Annotated in this window: 13 protein-coding genes and 1 pseudogene; 8 read left to right on the top strand and 6 right to left on the bottom strand. The window is 51.0% G+C overall.

Features of this window, described 5'->3' with window-relative positions:
• Window positions 1-353: 353 nt before the first annotated feature.
• Window positions 354-767: a hypothetical protein gene (locus IBX50_RS03925; protein WP_292253480.1), complete on the bottom strand. Its 414-nt coding sequence runs from the start codon at window positions 765-767 to the stop codon at window positions 354-356.
• 182 nt (window positions 768-949) lie between these two features.
• On the opposite strand from IBX50_RS03925, the gene IBX50_RS03920 reads away from it, so the two are divergent.
• Both IBX50_RS03920 and IBX50_RS03915 read left to right on the top strand, forming a co-directional pair.
• The gene (locus IBX50_RS03920; protein WP_292253478.1) at window positions 950-1,645 is read left to right on the top strand and encodes a winged helix-turn-helix domain-containing protein; all 696 of its coding nucleotides are present in this window, start codon (window positions 950-952) and stop codon (window positions 1,643-1,645) included.
• 81 nt (window positions 1,646-1,726) lie between these two features.
• Window positions 1,727-3,988 (top strand): arginine/lysine/ornithine decarboxylase, encoded by a 2,262-nt coding sequence (locus IBX50_RS03915; RefSeq protein WP_292253477.1) that lies wholly within the window; start codon window positions 1,727-1,729, stop codon window positions 3,986-3,988.
• A gap of 245 nt (window positions 3,989-4,233) precedes the next feature.
• Here IBX50_RS03915 and cysN read toward each other — a convergent pair whose 3' ends face one another.
• Entirely contained in the window at window positions 4,234-5,946 is a 1,713-nt protein-coding gene (cysN, locus tag IBX50_RS03910) for a sulfate adenylyltransferase subunit CysN (RefSeq protein ID WP_292253476.1), read from the bottom strand.
• The gene (gene cysD, locus IBX50_RS03905; protein WP_292253475.1) at window positions 5,946-6,905 is read right to left on the bottom strand and encodes a sulfate adenylyltransferase subunit CysD; all 960 of its coding nucleotides are present in this window, start codon (window positions 6,903-6,905) and stop codon (window positions 5,946-5,948) included. The genes cysN and cysD overlap by 1 nt, the downstream gene beginning before the upstream one ends.
• A 218-nt stretch (window positions 6,906-7,123) precedes the next feature.
• On the opposite strand from cysD, the gene IBX50_RS03900 reads away from it, so the two are divergent.
• Together IBX50_RS03900 and pap are read left to right on the top strand one after the other, a co-directional pair.
• Window positions 7,124-8,779 carry a nitrite/sulfite reductase gene (locus IBX50_RS03900; RefSeq protein ID WP_292253473.1) on the top strand — a complete coding sequence of 552 codons (1,656 nt, stop codon included), beginning with the start codon at window positions 7,124-7,126 and terminating at the stop codon, window positions 8,777-8,779.
• A 277-nt stretch (window positions 8,780-9,056) separates the two neighbouring features.
• On the top strand, window positions 9,057-10,532 hold the full coding sequence (gene pap, locus IBX50_RS03895) for a polyphosphate:AMP phosphotransferase (RefSeq protein ID WP_292253471.1): 1,476 nt from the start codon (window positions 9,057-9,059) through the stop codon (window positions 10,530-10,532).
• 30 nt (window positions 10,533-10,562) lie between these two features.
• Here pap and IBX50_RS03890 read toward each other — a convergent pair whose 3' ends face one another.
• Window positions 10,563-10,892, bottom strand: a complete 330-nt coding sequence (locus IBX50_RS03890; protein ID WP_292253468.1) for a GNAT family N-acetyltransferase — start codon at window positions 10,890-10,892, stop codon at window positions 10,563-10,565.
• A 195-nt stretch (window positions 10,893-11,087) separates the two neighbouring features.
• Between IBX50_RS03890 and IBX50_RS03885 the strand changes: the two genes are divergently transcribed.
• Complete coding sequence (locus IBX50_RS03885; protein ID WP_292253467.1) at window positions 11,088-11,405, top strand: CidA/LrgA family protein; 318 nt, start codon at window positions 11,088-11,090, stop codon at window positions 11,403-11,405.
• Complete coding sequence (locus tag IBX50_RS03880; RefSeq protein WP_292253465.1) at window positions 11,402-12,097, top strand: LrgB family protein; 696 nt, start codon at window positions 11,402-11,404, stop codon at window positions 12,095-12,097. The genes IBX50_RS03885 and IBX50_RS03880 overlap by 4 nt, the downstream gene beginning before the upstream one ends.
• A gap of 156 nt (window positions 12,098-12,253) precedes the next feature.
• Here IBX50_RS03880 and IBX50_RS03875 read toward each other — a convergent pair whose 3' ends face one another.
• Window positions 12,254-13,156: a LysR family transcriptional regulator gene (locus IBX50_RS03875; RefSeq protein WP_292253463.1), complete on the bottom strand. Its 903-nt coding sequence runs from the start codon at window positions 13,154-13,156 to the stop codon at window positions 12,254-12,256.
• Between the two features lie 160 nt (window positions 13,157-13,316).
• Here IBX50_RS03875 and IBX50_RS03870 point away from each other — a divergent pair, with 160 nt between their 5' ends.
• Together IBX50_RS03870 and IBX50_RS03865 are read left to right on the top strand one after the other, a co-directional pair.
• Window positions 13,317-13,928, top strand: a complete 612-nt coding sequence (locus tag IBX50_RS03870) for an FMN-dependent NADH-azoreductase (RefSeq protein WP_292253460.1) — start codon at window positions 13,317-13,319, stop codon at window positions 13,926-13,928.
• Between the two features lie 37 nt (window positions 13,929-13,965).
• Window positions 13,966-14,538: a site-specific integrase gene (locus tag IBX50_RS03865; protein WP_292253457.1), complete on the top strand. Its 573-nt coding sequence runs from the start codon at window positions 13,966-13,968 to the stop codon at window positions 14,536-14,538.
• A 189-nt stretch (window positions 14,539-14,727) separates the two neighbouring features.
• On the opposite strand, the pseudogene IBX50_RS03860 reads toward IBX50_RS03865, so the two are convergent.
• Window positions 14,728-14,913 (bottom strand): annotated as a pseudogene (locus tag IBX50_RS03860) (transposase); the annotation flags it as partial.

Below are 14,913 nucleotides of genomic sequence, written 5' to 3'. Positions count from 1 at the left end.
AAGAGTCAGAGATGCTGGAACCCAACATACAGGGCTGGCAACTGTCAATAGCCTTGTGGGTTATATATTATAAAGCCCTTTTAAATCATTGTGTTATGAATGTTTGTGGGTTCTTGCAAGAGGGGTGGTGACAGAGCTGGTTCCTTTTTAGCCAATCTGTAGGCAGGCTAGTTTTTACGGTAAACCGGGAGCTTTACCATAAGCTTGTTCACAGATTTATCCACAGTAATTGTGAATAACTAGGGTTAGGAGGCAGGCAAATTTCAGGCAAAAAAAAGGACAGCTAATCCAGCTGCCCTTTAGTGCAAATAATGTGCACTCAGTCAATCGACGAAGGAAAAATATAAAAGCTTTTACCAGCCACTGACCAATGGCAGGGGTTGTTGATAGCGCGCTGTGGCTTCACGTACAGCTTCATCAGGGTCATTCAGCAGCTGCATAACGAACTGCTGATCCAGGTCTTCTCTTTTGGCAACAGCCAGACGAATGGCTGCTTCTTCATCCTCTGCCAGATTTTGCAGAGCTTCAAATCCGGGGTTGCCACGCCGAGCCACCATCAGCCGAACACTGGGTTTGGCGTGGGCAGCGAGTTCACTGGACAGATCTTCTGGCAGGCTGGGGTTTTGTGCCAGTAAAAATGCCAGTTCAGGATGGTTCCGGTAAATATGCCTCCAGGTTTCTGCGCGGGCAGGCAAGCTGAGTACCAGCTGCTGCTCCAGATGCTGTTGGCTGAACAATAAAATCTCTAGCTGTTGGGCGCTGATCATATTTACCTCCCGAAGGAAAATGCTGCACCTGCGTTTAATACCAAAGTATAACCATTTACAACCTATGAAGCAAGACAAAAGCCGTGCTTTAAAAGAAAGACGCTATCTTGTCCAGTTTTTCTGACATCGTTGGCAAAACTCTCTGTTAGCATCTTTCAAGATTAACTAAAGGACGTTTTTTTATGCAGACACAAGGTCAGTATCGTGTTTTGGTTGCAGCAGAGAATTTGGTTTTTTTGGCTCAGGTAGTCAAAGCGTTTCAGGCACTGGCGATTTATGTTGATCAGACCAACTGCTGTAAACACCTACATAGTTTAGTCGAGGCGCAGCGTTATGATCTGCTGTTGCTGGATCGCGACCTGGGTGATGAAGACGGATTGGTAACGTTGCGTCGTTTACGACAGCATCGAAATCTACCGGTTTTTATCCTGTCTTCGGATCTGGATCAGTGTGATCAACTGGTAGCGCTGGAAATGGGAGCCGATGATTGTATCCAGAGAAATACGGATGTCACATTTCTGGCATTAAGATCCCAGAAGTATATGGAGCGTTTAGCTACAGTTAAGCAGGGTACCAGTGAAAAAACCGAGTGGAATTTTTCTGGCTGGACGTTGAACACCCTGTCTCGCTTGTTGCTCAGCAGCGAAGGGAAAGAACTGAAGTTAACCCGTGCCGAGTTTGATCTGCTTCATGCCTTATTACATGCCAAGGGTCAGCCCCTGTCAAGAATGCAACTGGCGGATGCGGTCAGTAAAGGCTCTAATCAGGCCAGTGTGGAAACCATTGCGGTACTGGTGCATCGCCTGCGTCAAAAACTGGGTGACAAGCATATTATTCAGACTTTTTCTGGCGTGGGTTATCGGATTTGTGCGGAGTAACAGAAATTCATTGGTTTTGAGAGGGTGGATGCGTTAGATTGCGCTCTTTAACCACCCTTGACTTCCGGCAGGCCAAAACGCATGAAATTTCGCTTTCCCGTTGTTGTTGTTGATGAAGACTTTCGCTCCGAAAACATCTCCGGTTCCGGTATCCGGGATCTTGCGGAGGCCATTGGCAAGGAAGGCATGGAGGTGGTGGGTTATACCAGTTACGGTGACCTGACCGCTTTTGCCCAGCAAGCCAGCCGTGCATCCTGTTTTATTGTTTCCATCGACGATGAAGAGTTCGGAGACGGCTCAGAAGAAGGTGTGGATCGTGCGCTGGAAATGATCAGCAACTTTATTCGTGAAGTTCGCAAGCGTAACCACGATATTCCGATTTTCCTTTATGGTGAAACACGCACCTCGCGCCATATCCCTAATGAAATCCTGCGTGAGCTGCATGGCTTTATTCACATGTTTGAAGACACGCCGGAGTTTGTGGCGCGTCACATCATCCGCGAAGCCAGAAAATATCTGGATGCACTGGCACCACCCTTTTTCACCGCACTGATGGATTATGCCAGTGACTCTTCTTATTCCTGGCACTGCCCCGGTCATTCCGGTGGTGTGGCGTTTCTGAAAAGCCCTGTTGGGCAGATGTTCCACCAGTTTTTTGGTGAAAACATGCTGCGTGCCGACGTGTGTAATGCGGTGGATGAGCTGGGTCAGTTGCTGGATCACACCGGCCCGGTAGCAGCCAGTGAGCAGAATGCCGCGCGTATTTTTGGCAGTGATCACCTGTTTTTTGTCACCAACGGCACGTCCACCTCTAACAAGGTGGTGTGGCACTCCACCGTGGCACCCGGTGATATTGTGGTGGTGGATCGTAACTGCCACAAATCCATTCTGCACTCCATCATCATGACCGGTGCCATTCCGGTGTTTCTGATGCCGACTCGCAATCATTACGGCATCATCGGACCAATCCCGAAAAGTGAGTTTGATCCCGAAACCATTCGTCAGAAGATTGAGGCCAACCCTTTTGCTCGTGCTGCAGAAAACAAAAAGCCGCGTATTCTGACCATTACCCAGTCCACCTATGATGGCATCCTCTACAACGTGGAGGAGATTAAACAGATCCTGGGCAGCACCATTGATACCCTGCATTTTGATGAAGCCTGGTTGCCCCATGCGGCCTTCCACGAGTTTTATCGCAACATGCACGCCATAGGTGCTGATCGTCCGCGTTCTGAAGAAACCCTGGTGTTTGCCACCCAGTCCACCCATAAACTACTGGCCGGTTTGTCGCAGGCTTCGCAGATTCTGGTGCAGGACAGTCAGACCCGTAAGCTGGATCGTTACCGCTTTAACGAATCCTATCTGATGCACTCATCCACCAGCCCACAGTACGCCATTATTGCCTCCTGTGACGTGGCGGCAGCGATGATGGAAGAACCCGGTGGACATGCACTGGTGGAAGAATCCATTCATGAAGCCATCGATTTCCGTCGTGCCATGCGTAAGGTGGATGATGAGTTTGGTGATGATGACTGGTGGTTCAAGGTCTGGGGGCCGGACAATCTGACGGTGAATGAAGGTATCGGTGACCGGGACGACTGGGTGATTCACTCCGGTGACAGCTGGCATGGTTTTGGGGATATTAAAACCGGCTTTAATATGCTGGATCCGATCAAAGCCACCATCATCACTCCCGGCCTGGATGTGGATGGCAACTTTGATGAGCAGGGTATTCCGGCTGTTATTGTCAGTAAATACCTGGCAGAACACGGCATCATCATTGAAAAAACCGGCCTGTATTCTTTCTTTATCATGTTCACCATCGGTATCACCAAAGGCCGTTGGAACTCCATGGTGACCGAGTTGCAGCAGTTCAAGGATGATTATGATCGCAACCAGCCTTTATGGCGCGTGATGCCGGAGTTTGCTGCCCGTAATCCGCGTTACGAACGTACCGGCTTGCGTGATCTGTGTAATGCCATCCACCAGGTCTACAAGGAATACAATCTGGCACGTATCACCACCGATATGTACCTGTCGAAGATTGAACCGGCGATGTTGCCTGCGGATGCCTGGGCAAAAATGGCACACCGTCTGGTTGAGCGCTGCCCGATTGATGATCTGGAAGGACGCATCACCGCTATTCTGGTTACACCCTATCCGCCGGGTATCCCACTGTTGATCCCCGGTGAGCGTTTTAACAACACCATTGTGCGTTACCTGAAGTTTGTACGTGACTTCAACGAGCGCTTCCCCGGTTTTGAAACCGATGTGCATGGACTGGCACGAGAAGTGGTGGAGGGTGTGGAAGGCTACTACGTGGATGTAGTCAAAGAGGGCTGAGGATTAGCTGGAGTAACCTGCTTCTTTCTGGTGACGAAAAGCCAGTAACCAGTAAAAGGAGCAGGTTCTTTAATGAAGTCATTTTTCATTTTTTGGAGCTTTTCCTGCTCATCCGATATACAGGTGTTCAGCTGGGGAAGTGCCATGATGCTTACCTACATGTTTCTGTTGCTCATTACTCTAGCTCAGGGTTGGGTAAGAATCTATAGGCTGGGAAGTGGGTTCATCCTTGAACCCTGTGGTTCTCAGGTGATGCCGGACTGACGGAGGTGTTGCAGAATCAAACCGATGGCCTGCTCCGGAGCGGTCAGCGGCAGTTGCTGCTGGTGTTGCTGATGGCTGATTTCGGCCAGCAGTTCAACCTGGTCTCCAGCGCTGGCAGTAAGCAACAAGAGTCCTTTGTTCAAAAGCCAGTGCTCCAGAGCACTTTGCTGACGAGCCAGTTCAGCAGGCAGTTCCCCTTCATTCAGCAGCAGCGGCAGGCGTCCGGCATCAAACAGGGCGCGTTCCAGTTGTTGCAGCAGCTCGCGGCGGGTGACTGCATCACCACCTCGCAGTTCGATACGAGCCGGTTGCTGACCCAGACGATTTGCCCGTTCTTCTGCCGATACTGGCTCCAAATGGCTGTTCTGCGACTGCCCGTCACTGCTCTGCACCATACCGGCTGCCACGGTGTTTTTATTCAGGCGGTCAATCAGGATAAAACTGCCGGTGGATCGGTTGATACGGTAGGCATCGGCCACCACTGGTTGTTCCAGCTGAATTTCTACCCGAGCAATTTCATTCAGCTCCAGTCCAGAAGCAGGGTGATGCTCCAGTGAATTAACATCCGTTTTGTGCTGGATGGCATGAATGCGGGCATTCACCTTGCGGGTACCAATTTTTAACAGATAGGTTTTGCCTTGCACCAAGGGTTGCTCAGCCATCCATACCAGTTCGGCTTCCAGTCGGTCACTGGCCGGTGGCTGTTCACTGGCAGATACCAGCAGATCACCACGGGAGATATCAATTTCATCGTCCAGTGTCAGGGTGATAGCCATGGGTGCAAAGGCTGAAGCCAGTTCACCTTCCCAAGTGACAATGGATTTCACCCGGCTGGTCTGGCCGGAAGGCAGTACCCGGATTTCATCACCCACCTGCACCTTGCCTGATGCCAGAGTGCCACAGTAACCGCGGAAGTTGAGGTGAGGGCGGTTAACATACTGCACCGGAAAACGCAGCGGTTGTGTATCAACGGCGGGTTCCACATCAACACTTTCCAGCAGCTCCATCAAGGGCAGACCCTGATACCAGTTCAGCTCGGTGGATGGGCTGACCACATTGTCACCCTTCAAAGCCGAGAGAGGTACAAAATGCACCTCTGGCAGATCCAGTTGCCGGGCAAAAGCCAGATAATCTGCTTTGATTTGTTCAAACACTTCTTCGCTGTAATCCACCAGATCCATCTTGTTGATAGCCACTACCACATGGCGAATACCCAGCAGTGACACAATAAAACTATGGCGACGTGTCTGGGTCAGCACACCCTTGCGGGCGTCAATCAGAATGATCGCCAGTTCGCAGTTGGAGGCGCCAGTAGCCATGTTGCGGGTGTACTGCTCATGGCCGGGAGTGTCAGCAATGATGAATTTGCGCCGTGCTGTGGAGAAGTAACGGTAGGCCACATCAATAGTGATGCCCTGTTCCCGCTCGGCCTGTAAACCATCCACCAGCAGCGCCAGATCAATGGCTTCACCGGTGGTGCCCTGAGTTTTGCTGTCACGGTGCAGGGCTTCCAACTGGTCTTCATAAATCATCTTGCTGTCGTGCAGCAGGCGACCAATCAGGGTGGACTTGCCGTCATCCACACTGCCGCAGGTGAGCAGGCGCAGCAGTTGTTTGTCTTCATGCTGTTTCAGATAAGCATGAATGTCTTCAGCAATCAGTTCGGCGCCTTGTTGTTGATAAGTCTGACTCATCAGAAGTAACCCTCCATTTTTTTCTGTTCCATCGAACCGCGGGCGTCCTTGTCGATCATGCGGCCCTGACGTTCGGATGTGGTGGTTAGCAGCATTTCCTGAATGATGTCAGTCAGGGTAGCGGCAGTGGATTCAATCGCACCGGTCAGGGGGTAACAACCCAGGGTGCGGAAGCGTACCTGTTTCATCTGGGGTACTTCACCCGGCTCCAGCGGCAGGCGTTCATCATCCACCATAATCCAGGTGCCATCCCGCTCCACTACCGGGCGCTCAGCAGCAAAATACAGAGGCACTATCTGGATCTGTTCCAGCCAGATGTATTGCCAGATATCCAGTTCTGTCCAGTTGGATAAGGGAAATACACGGATGCTTTCACCCTTTTCCACTTCAGTGTTGTAGAGGTTCCACAGCTCCGGGCGCTGGTTTTTTGGGTCCCAGCGGTGGTTTTTGTCGCGGAAGGAAAAAATGCGTTCCTTGGCGCGGGACTTTTCTTCATCCCGACGGGCACCCCCAAAAGCAGCATCAAAGCCGTATTTGTTCAGCGCCTGCTTGAGCGACTGGGTTTTCATGATGTCGGTGTGTTTGTTCGAACCATGAATCATCGGATTGATGTCCATGTCCACCCCTTCCTGATTGATGTGCACCAGCAGTTCCATGCCCGCCTCTTTGGCCATGTGATCACGGAACTCAATCATCTCGCGGAATTTCCAGGTGGTGTCCACATGCAGCAGCGGGAAGGGGGGTGTGCCGGGATAAAAAGCCTTGCGAGCCAGATGCAGCATCACCGAAGAATCTTTACCGATGGAATAAAGCATCACCGGGTTGGCAAAACTGGCGGCCACTTCGCGTATGATGTGGATGCTTTCGGCTTCCAGCTGTTTCAAGTGGGTCAGCCGATCAGGTGTAATGGCCGGATCTGTGACCGGGTGAGTGGAAAGCGTTGCGGCAGTGGTGGGCATGTCTGCTCCTGTACATTCAAGCCTTAAAATACTGAATGCGGGGGATTATGCCCTTGTGTTGATAAAACCAAAAAGAATATCTAGGAATTTTGTAATGTCATTTTACGATATATGAGCTTCTGGTGTTTGGTTATATCAAAATGATTATTCAGTATTTTATGTTATAAACGGATACGGGTAGTCTGGCAAAAAATTTTCTGTGATGAGGTGGCAACACAATGTACGTCTACAAACAGGTGGATCAGCAACTGGTCGATCAACGGGTGGAACAGTTCCGTGACCAGACACGTCGTTTTCTGGCTGGTGAATTGCCGGAAGAGGAGTTTCTGGCGCTGCGTCTGATGAATGGCTTGTACATTCAGCGTTTGGCTCCGATGTTGCGAGTGGCGATTCCCTATGGAACCTTTTCTGCGCAGCAGATGCGTACCCTGGCTCACATCGCCCGCACCTGGGATCGGGGTTATGGTCATTTCACCACCCGTACCAATATTCAGTTCAACTGGCCGAAGCTGGAAGAAGTGCCGGATATTCTGGCAGAGCTGGCAAAGGTCCAGATGCACGCTATTCAGACCTCTGGCAACTGCATTCGTAATACCACCACCGATCCGCTGGCGGGTGTGGCGGCGGATGAAATTGAAGATCCACGCCCCTGGTGTGAGCTGATTCGCCAGTGGTCCACCCTGCATCCCGAATTTGCTTACCTGCCTCGCAAGTTCAAGATTGCGGTCAGTGGTGGTCCCAATGATCGTGCATCCAGCCGAGTACACGATATCGGTCTGGAGCTGGTGCGTAATGAAGCGGGAGAGACAGGTTTTAAGGTGTTGGTCGGTGGTGGGTTGGGTCGTACACCCTTTATCGGTAAGGTAATTTGTGAGTATCTAGACCCGAAAGAACTTTTTACCTATTTAGAAGCAATCCTGCGTATTTATAACCTGAAAGGGCGGCGGGATAACAAATACAAGGCACGTATCAAGATTCTGGTGGCGGCACTGGGCATTGATGAGTTCCGTCGTCTGGTTGAGGACGAATGGCAACATCTGAAAGGTGGTGAGTTACGTCTGACTGAAACAAAAATTCAGGCCATGAAAGATCACTTTCAGCCTTTTGCTTATGATGTTGGCGCAGCCAGTGACACCACCTTGCAGCAGGCGCTGAGCAGCCATGAAGATTTCCGGGTCTGGTATGAACGTAATACCCAGCCACATCGGATTACTGGATACCGCATTGTGCATCTTTCACTGAAACCCTTGCTGGGTGCGCCTGGTGACATCACCGATTTGCAGATGGATGTCGTAGCAGATCTGGCTGAGGCGTTCAGTTTTGGTGAAATTCGCGCCACTCAGGATCAGAACCTAGTATTGACCGATGTGCAGCAGAAAGACCTGTTTGCTGTCTGGCAGCGGCTGCGTGATAACAATCTGGCGCGCGCCAATATCAACACCCTGACCGACATGATTGTCTGCCCAGGTTTTGATTTTTGTGCGCTGGCTAATGCCAAAACCCTGAACATTGCGGATCAAATCAATCAGTTGTTTGATGATCTGGATTACCTGCATGATCTGGGGGATGTCCAGTTGAACATGTCAGGTTGTATCAACGCCTGTGCTCACCACCATATCGGCCACATCGGTATTCTCGGCGTGGATAAAAAGGGGGAAGACTGGTACCAGATCACTCTAGGTGGTTCGGCTACAGAAAATGCCCGCCTTGGTAAAGTGCTCGGCAAAGCGGTGCCCGCAGATGAAGTGGCAAACACACTGAAAGTAATTCTGGATACTTATCTGTCACTGCGGCAGGAAGGTGAACGTTTTATTGAGGCGCTGGATCGGGTAGGTATCGAACCTTTTAAAACAGCGGTTTATGAGCCGGTTTGAACGACTGTTCAGCTTTTGTTATACCATTCAGGCTCGCTCTGTCACCCTGGTTGTCCAGTGGTGCTTTTGCCGAAATTCACACCAGAGCGGGCGGTTTGAGGACCTCTCCTCATCGTTATGATGGTTTGTAGTCTGCTCACCATTTTGGCACATCGATGCCGGTTAAGTGAGGAGGAGTCCATCCCATTGCTTACTTTGAAACATCAGGATTAGAGCTGTTTTTTTGTGTTGTTTTACTGTTAGTCTTCTCCCTTGAACAACAATAAGGGAGAAGCTTATGTTTGAAGCTGCCGAGCTGGGAAGAACGCTGGACAAGGATGTTTTTAAAAAGGAATTGCCGGACTTACGTGCCGATTTGCTGCAGATACAGCAAGAGCTGCTGGGTTGTGATTTCCCTGTGCTGGTGTTGATCTCCGGTGTTGATGGAGCAGGTAAGGGTGAAATGGTCAACCAGTTGCACGAGTGGATGGATCCGCGTCACCTTGAAACCACCGCTTTTGATATTCCCACTGATGAAGAAAAAGAACGCCCGCACTTCTGGCGTTACTGGCGCGCCTTGCCACCCAAAGGCAAGATAGGTATTCACTTCAGCTCCTGGTATAGCGATCCAATTTCCAGTCGTGTGAAGGGTGAAATGACGGATAATGATCTTGAAGCTTCGTTATCGCGTATTAATACCCTTGAAAAAATGCTGGTGGATGATGGTGTGTTGCTCATCAAACTATGGCTGCATCTGAGTAAAAAACACTACAAGGATCGTATTAAATCACTGGCCGCAGATCCCAAAACTGCCTGGCGTGTCAGCCAGAAAAACCTCGATAACATCAAGGTGTACGATACCTTCCGGCAAGTGGCTGAAACCACCTTGCAGCAGACCAGCACCGGCCAGGCTCCCTGGATTATTGTGGAGGGTTATGATGCCAACTACCGCAGTCTGACAGTCGGTCGCCTGTTGCGTGACATGATTCGTAAACGTATGGATATTGATCCCAAGGTATTGATATCTCCAGCAATCAACTGGAGCAGTCAGTCCAGTGACAAAACCACACTGCTGGATTATGTTGATCTGAAAAAATCGCTGGAGAAAAAGGAATACAACGAACAGCTGGTAGAGCATCAGGCTCACCTGAATGAACTGGCGCGCAAGGCACACAAGAACAAAGTCAGTGTGGTGATGGCGCTGGAAGGCTGGGATGCTGGTGGCAAAGGCGGCATGATACGGCGCATCATCCACCCTCTGGATGCACGGCATTATCGAGTCATCCCTGTGGCAGCACCCACGGATGAAGAAAAAGCTCGGCATTATCTCTGGCGCTTCTGGCGGCATTTACAACGCGCCGGACACATGACCATTTTTGATCGTACCTGGTACGGACGAGTGCTGGTGGAGCGGGTTGAAGGTTATGCGCGTGATGATGAATGGATTCGTGCTTATCAGGAGATCAACGAGTTTGAGGAAGAACTCACTGAACATGGCATCGTACTGCTGAAATACTGGCTGCACATTGACAAGGAAGAACAGCTGGCGCGTTTTAAAGCACGGGAACAGATCAGTTATAAACAGCACAAAATCACCGATGAAGACTACCGCAATCGTGAGCGCTGGGATGATTATGCGTTGGCTGTGGCTGATATGGTGGAACGCACCAGTACCCTGCATGCACCCTGGTACATCATTGAAGGCAATGATAAAAAATGGGCGCGGGTCAGGGCACTGCAGATCCTGTGTGAACGGCTGGAAAAAGCACTTTGATGGTTAATCCCTGAACCCTGCAGCAGCAGATTATGCTGCTGCAGTTGTTAAGGAGGGATTGGATTTTCGATACAACAAATGCTGCCGTAATGGATGCCCTTGGGGTAACGCTGGGTGTTCAAAGGCTCCATCAGGTTGCATATCCAGGCGCTGCATCACCGCCCAGAAACCCCAGCCAAACATTCCAATCAGTTGTTGGCACAGTTGTGCCACTGCATCACTCTGTTCTGTTGTCAGAGGGGCAGGAAAATAACGCATCACCTCCGGATCAGTATTCAAGGCGGCAAAGGCCGGGTAGTCTTTTGATTGCCACTGGCGCAGCAGTAGGCGTGGTGTTTCAGGCTGAAGCAAATGGCTCATGGACTGTTATCCTTCTCTCTGTGCCTCAGTATCTGGATTGTCATTTACTCAGTCAACACCCTGCCTTTGCTGATACAATTCACAACAAATAAGACTGATCTGGTTAAAAAAAGCACTTTTATAACCCGGGCAATAGCAGGTTAACTGGATTAAAGGTGGATTATGTGGGGTTTGTTGCTTTTGGTGTTGTTTCAGATGTTGGGTACTTTAATTGCTTATCTGGGGGTGGCTTTACCCGGCCCGGTAATTGGAATGATGTTACTGCTGGTGGCTTTGTTGCTGCTGCGCCGTGTGCCTGAGCCTTTAAAAGTGACCAGTACCCAGTTACTGAAATACCTGCCGCTGATGCTGATTCCACCGGCAGTGGGCATCATGTCCCAGTGGCAGGTTATTCTCTCCAGTTATGTTGCTATCAGTGTTGCCTTGCTGGGTTCACTGTTGATCAGCATTCCACTGACCGCCTGGATTCTGCAACGAATGGTGCAGAAAAAATCTGGGGAGAAGGTGGCATGATTCAGGTGCTGGTGACTCATCCACTCTTTGGTCTGCTGGTGACCCTGATCGGTTATCAACTGGCAATGGAGCTGAACCAGCGAACCCGTTCAATGCTGGCACAGCCGGTATTGGTAGCCACCCTGCTTGTGGTGGGTATGTTGTTGTTGCTGGATGTGGATTTTGAGACCTACTACGCCTCTGCTGATCTGATCTGGCTGATACTGGGGCCAACCACCGTGGCTTTAGCGGTACCGCTTTATACTCATTTGCGCCGTATCCGTGATTATTTCTGGCCGCTGCTGACTGCTTTGTTGGTGGGTGGTTTTTGTACTGTGCTGCTGACACTCGGTTTTGCCTGGTTGCTGGGGGCAGATCAAGCCCTGCTGGCCTCACTGGCTCCCAAATCGGTGACATCACCCATTGCCATCCTGCTGGCCGAAGATCTGGGTGGTTCACCAGCACTGGCAGCAGTTTTTGTGATGATCACCGGAGTGGCCGGGGCGGTGATGGCTCTGCCATTATTGAAACTGGCGGGAATAAATCTGCCTGCGGCGCGGGGTTTTACCCTTGGGTTAAATGCCCATGCAGCAGGAACTGCCGTGGCGCTGGAAGAAGGTGAAGAAACTGGAGCCTTTGCCGCACTGGCGATGAGCCTGACTGGTGCAGTGACCGCCATCCTACTGCCGCTGTTTTACAACCTGGCAGGTTGATCAGCTGCAGGGCTTATTGGTCGAAAAACCACTGGGATGTGAGCCAGGGGAGGAGAGCTATAGCGATCATCAAACTGCCCAAGCACATCGCCGATGCCAGTTGATCAGGATTTTAAACCGTTACTGCTGCTGATCGTGCTGTTTTTATTCTGCAGCTTAAAAAGTGGCAGTATTCGGCAAGCGCTCCACTAACCAGTCGATCAGCACTCGCACGGCAGGTAACATGCCGCGCCGGTGCTGATACACCAGATGCAGGTGGTTAACCGGCAACTGCCAATCCGGCAACACTTGTACCAGACGGCCATCCGCCAGATAGTTACGGCACAAATCCCGAGGCAAAGCAGCCAGCCCTTGTTTGCAGGCTGCTGCTTCACGCAGTAACCACAGGTCGTCACTCAGCAGTCTTGGCTGGTGACTGAATGTAATCCGTTCACCTTGGGGTGAAGTCAGTTCATACATGTAGCGCCCACTGGAATAGGGCATCGACAAGCTGGCCCAAGTAATCAGATCGGATGGATGGTGTGGTTCACCCTGCGCCGCCACATAATCTGGATGAGCCACCAGAATCTGGATCGATGGAGCCAGAGGTCGCACAATCAACGAAGAATCCTCCAGCGTGGCACGTACTCGCAAGGCAATATCCACCTGGTCTTCCAGCATATTAATCGGTTTGTTGGTGACCATCAGATCCACCAGCACCTCTGGGTACTCAGCCATAAAATCAGGAATATGCTTGATCAGCATGTGCTGACTAACGGCATAAGGGCAGCTCACCCGCACCCTCCCGCGTGGCCTTTCCTGCACCATCTGCGTGACCTGTTCCGCAGCCTGTGCCGCCGTCAGCAGTGCTCGGCAGTGCACCAGAAATTCCCGGCCTATTTCAGTCAGCATCAGTTTACGAGTGGTGCGATTTAAAAGTCGCACCCCTTGTTCTTCTTCCAGATCAGCAATACGGCGGCTCAGGGTGGATTTTGGAATACCCAGCACCCGTGCGGCCTGACTGAAACTGCCGTGTTCAATCACCTGTGCAAACAGTGCCAGATTGGTGATGTCTTTCATGACTGCTCCCGAAGCCTTTTGATGCAGCTGATTATGCACATTGTTCCAGATATGGGACAGCTATTCTCACTTTACCCATCTAATACTTTTCATCAATCAACCGTAGAATGGCTTCATCGTAAACAAAGCAACCTTCAACCCCTTCTCATGAGGTGTTTTTATGAATATTCTTCAGATTGATGCAGGACTCTTTGCTGAACAATCCGTTAGCCGTAACCTGAGCAAAAAAATTGTCACTCGCCTGCAAGAGCAAAACCCCGGCGCACAAGTCATCTTGCGTGACCTGATTGCCAGCCCGATCAACCACCTGGATGGTGAAATTCTTATGGCTGGCGGCACTGAAGCCGCTCAGCGCAGTGAGCGCCAGCAAGCCGAACTGGCCATCACCGAAACTCTGCTGGATGAAGTATTCAAGGCCGATGTACTGGTGATTGGTGCGCCCCTGTATAACTTCAGCATTCCATCACAACTGAAAGCCTGGGTGGATCGTATTGCACAGGCAGGACGCACTTTCCGTTACACCGAAAACGGCCCGGAAGGTCTGTTAAAAGGCAAACGTGTTGTTATTGCCTCTGCGCGTGGTGGTGTTTATTCCGAAGGTGCCGCAACCAGCATGGAGCATCAGGAAAGTTACCTGAAAACCCTGCTGGGCTTTATTGGCATTACCGACATCACCATCATTCGTGCCGAGGGTGTAAACATGGGTGATGAAAAACGCGCCCAGGCCATCAGTGCTGCCGATGTGGAAATTGCCGAACTGACAGAAGCTTAACTGCCAGAATAAAGCCACGGTACACAAGTACCGTGGCTTGATTTTATACCTGCCCCCCTACCCCTTTGAACTTCTCCACAAAGGCCTCAGCTTTACAGGGGTGGCCGAAGGTGCCGAATCCAATTCCACCCTTCTGTCAGTCGCCCATGCCGCTTCCTGTCACGCAACAAAAGCCGCAAATGATGAAGACGACTGGGTGTTTGCCAATCCCAGAACGGGCAAGCCTTTTAACACCATTTACAATAGCTGGAACAGCGCCCGCATCAAAGCCGGTCTGGCGGATGTACGGATCCATGACCTGCGCCATAACTTTGCCAGCCAGCTTGTAAACGCCGGTCGCTCCCTTTACGAAGTGCAAAAGATTCTCGGCCATGCCGACGCGATCACCACGCAGCGTTATGCCCATTTATCACAGGAGCGGCTGAAAGAGGCAGCCAACAGCGTCCAGCTACCGGAAGTACCTTGCATGGATTTGCAACAACGCAAAACCCCAGCAGCCAATGATGCGAGTATCGGTATTGAGAAACTGCTGGAGATCATCGCGTCTGAAAAAGACTGGACAGCTGAAGAAGTGCTACAGCTCAAAGCCCTGCTGGCGGCCAGTGCCTAAACGCCAACACCAACACGATCTGCTCGGCTAGGGATGGCCGGGATGGATCAAAACGGGGTGCAGGCAGTATGCCGCGACCCCCGCAACCTACCCGTCCGACCCGCAGTGGAGAGTGAGGTTGCTATAAAAATCGAGCGGACGACAAACAGAGACCACAAGCTTTGTTGTGCAACTCGCTTGGATGCTTAATCAGTGTTGCGTGATGGCCTGACGCAGGGTGTTGATTTCAGCAGCATCCAGTCCCGTTGCCTGAGCAATCTGGGCATCGGCCATGACGTTCATGGCCAGCAGGTTTTTGGCCACTTTACGTTTTTCTTCCAGCATGCCTTGTTGCATGCCTTGTTGCATGCCTTGTTGCATGCCTTGTTGCATGCC

This window comes from Marinospirillum sp. (assembly GCF_014859565.1).
The sequence above is the reverse complement of the archived record's forward strand: the minus strand, read 5'-3'. Positions and strand labels throughout refer to the sequence as shown.

What these genes read in the sequence shown, in the direction of transcription:
- IBX50_RS03925 (WP_292253480.1), bottom strand. Translation starts at nt 767, where the DNA reads ATGATCAGCGCCCAACAGCTAGAGATTTTATTGTTCAGCCAACAGCAT.
- IBX50_RS03920 (WP_292253478.1), top strand. Translation starts at nt 950, where the DNA reads ATGCAGACACAAGGTCAGTATCGTGTTTTGGTTGCAGCAGAGAATTTG.
- IBX50_RS03915 (WP_292253477.1), top strand. Translation starts at nt 1,727, where the DNA reads ATGAAATTTCGCTTTCCCGTTGTTGTTGTTGATGAAGACTTTCGCTCC.
- cysN (WP_292253476.1), bottom strand. Translation starts at nt 5,946, where the DNA reads ATGAGTCAGACTTATCAACAACAAGGCGCCGAACTGATTGCTGAAGAC.
- cysD (WP_292253475.1), bottom strand. Translation starts at nt 6,905, where the DNA reads ATGCCCACCACTGCCGCAACGCTTTCCACTCACCCGGTCACAGATCCG.
- IBX50_RS03900 (WP_292253473.1), top strand. Translation starts at nt 7,124, where the DNA reads ATGTACGTCTACAAACAGGTGGATCAGCAACTGGTCGATCAACGGGTG.
- pap (WP_292253471.1), top strand. Translation starts at nt 9,057, where the DNA reads ATGTTTGAAGCTGCCGAGCTGGGAAGAACGCTGGACAAGGATGTTTTT.
- IBX50_RS03890 (WP_292253468.1), bottom strand. Translation starts at nt 10,892, where the DNA reads ATGAGCCATTTGCTTCAGCCTGAAACACCACGCCTACTGCTGCGCCAG.
- IBX50_RS03885 (WP_292253467.1), top strand. Translation starts at nt 11,088, where the DNA reads ATGTTGGGTACTTTAATTGCTTATCTGGGGGTGGCTTTACCCGGCCCG.
- IBX50_RS03880 (WP_292253465.1), top strand. Translation starts at nt 11,402, where the DNA reads ATGATTCAGGTGCTGGTGACTCATCCACTCTTTGGTCTGCTGGTGACC.
- IBX50_RS03875 (WP_292253463.1), bottom strand. Translation starts at nt 13,156, where the DNA reads ATGAAAGACATCACCAATCTGGCACTGTTTGCACAGGTGATTGAACAC.
- IBX50_RS03870 (WP_292253460.1), top strand. Translation starts at nt 13,317, where the DNA reads ATGAATATTCTTCAGATTGATGCAGGACTCTTTGCTGAACAATCCGTT.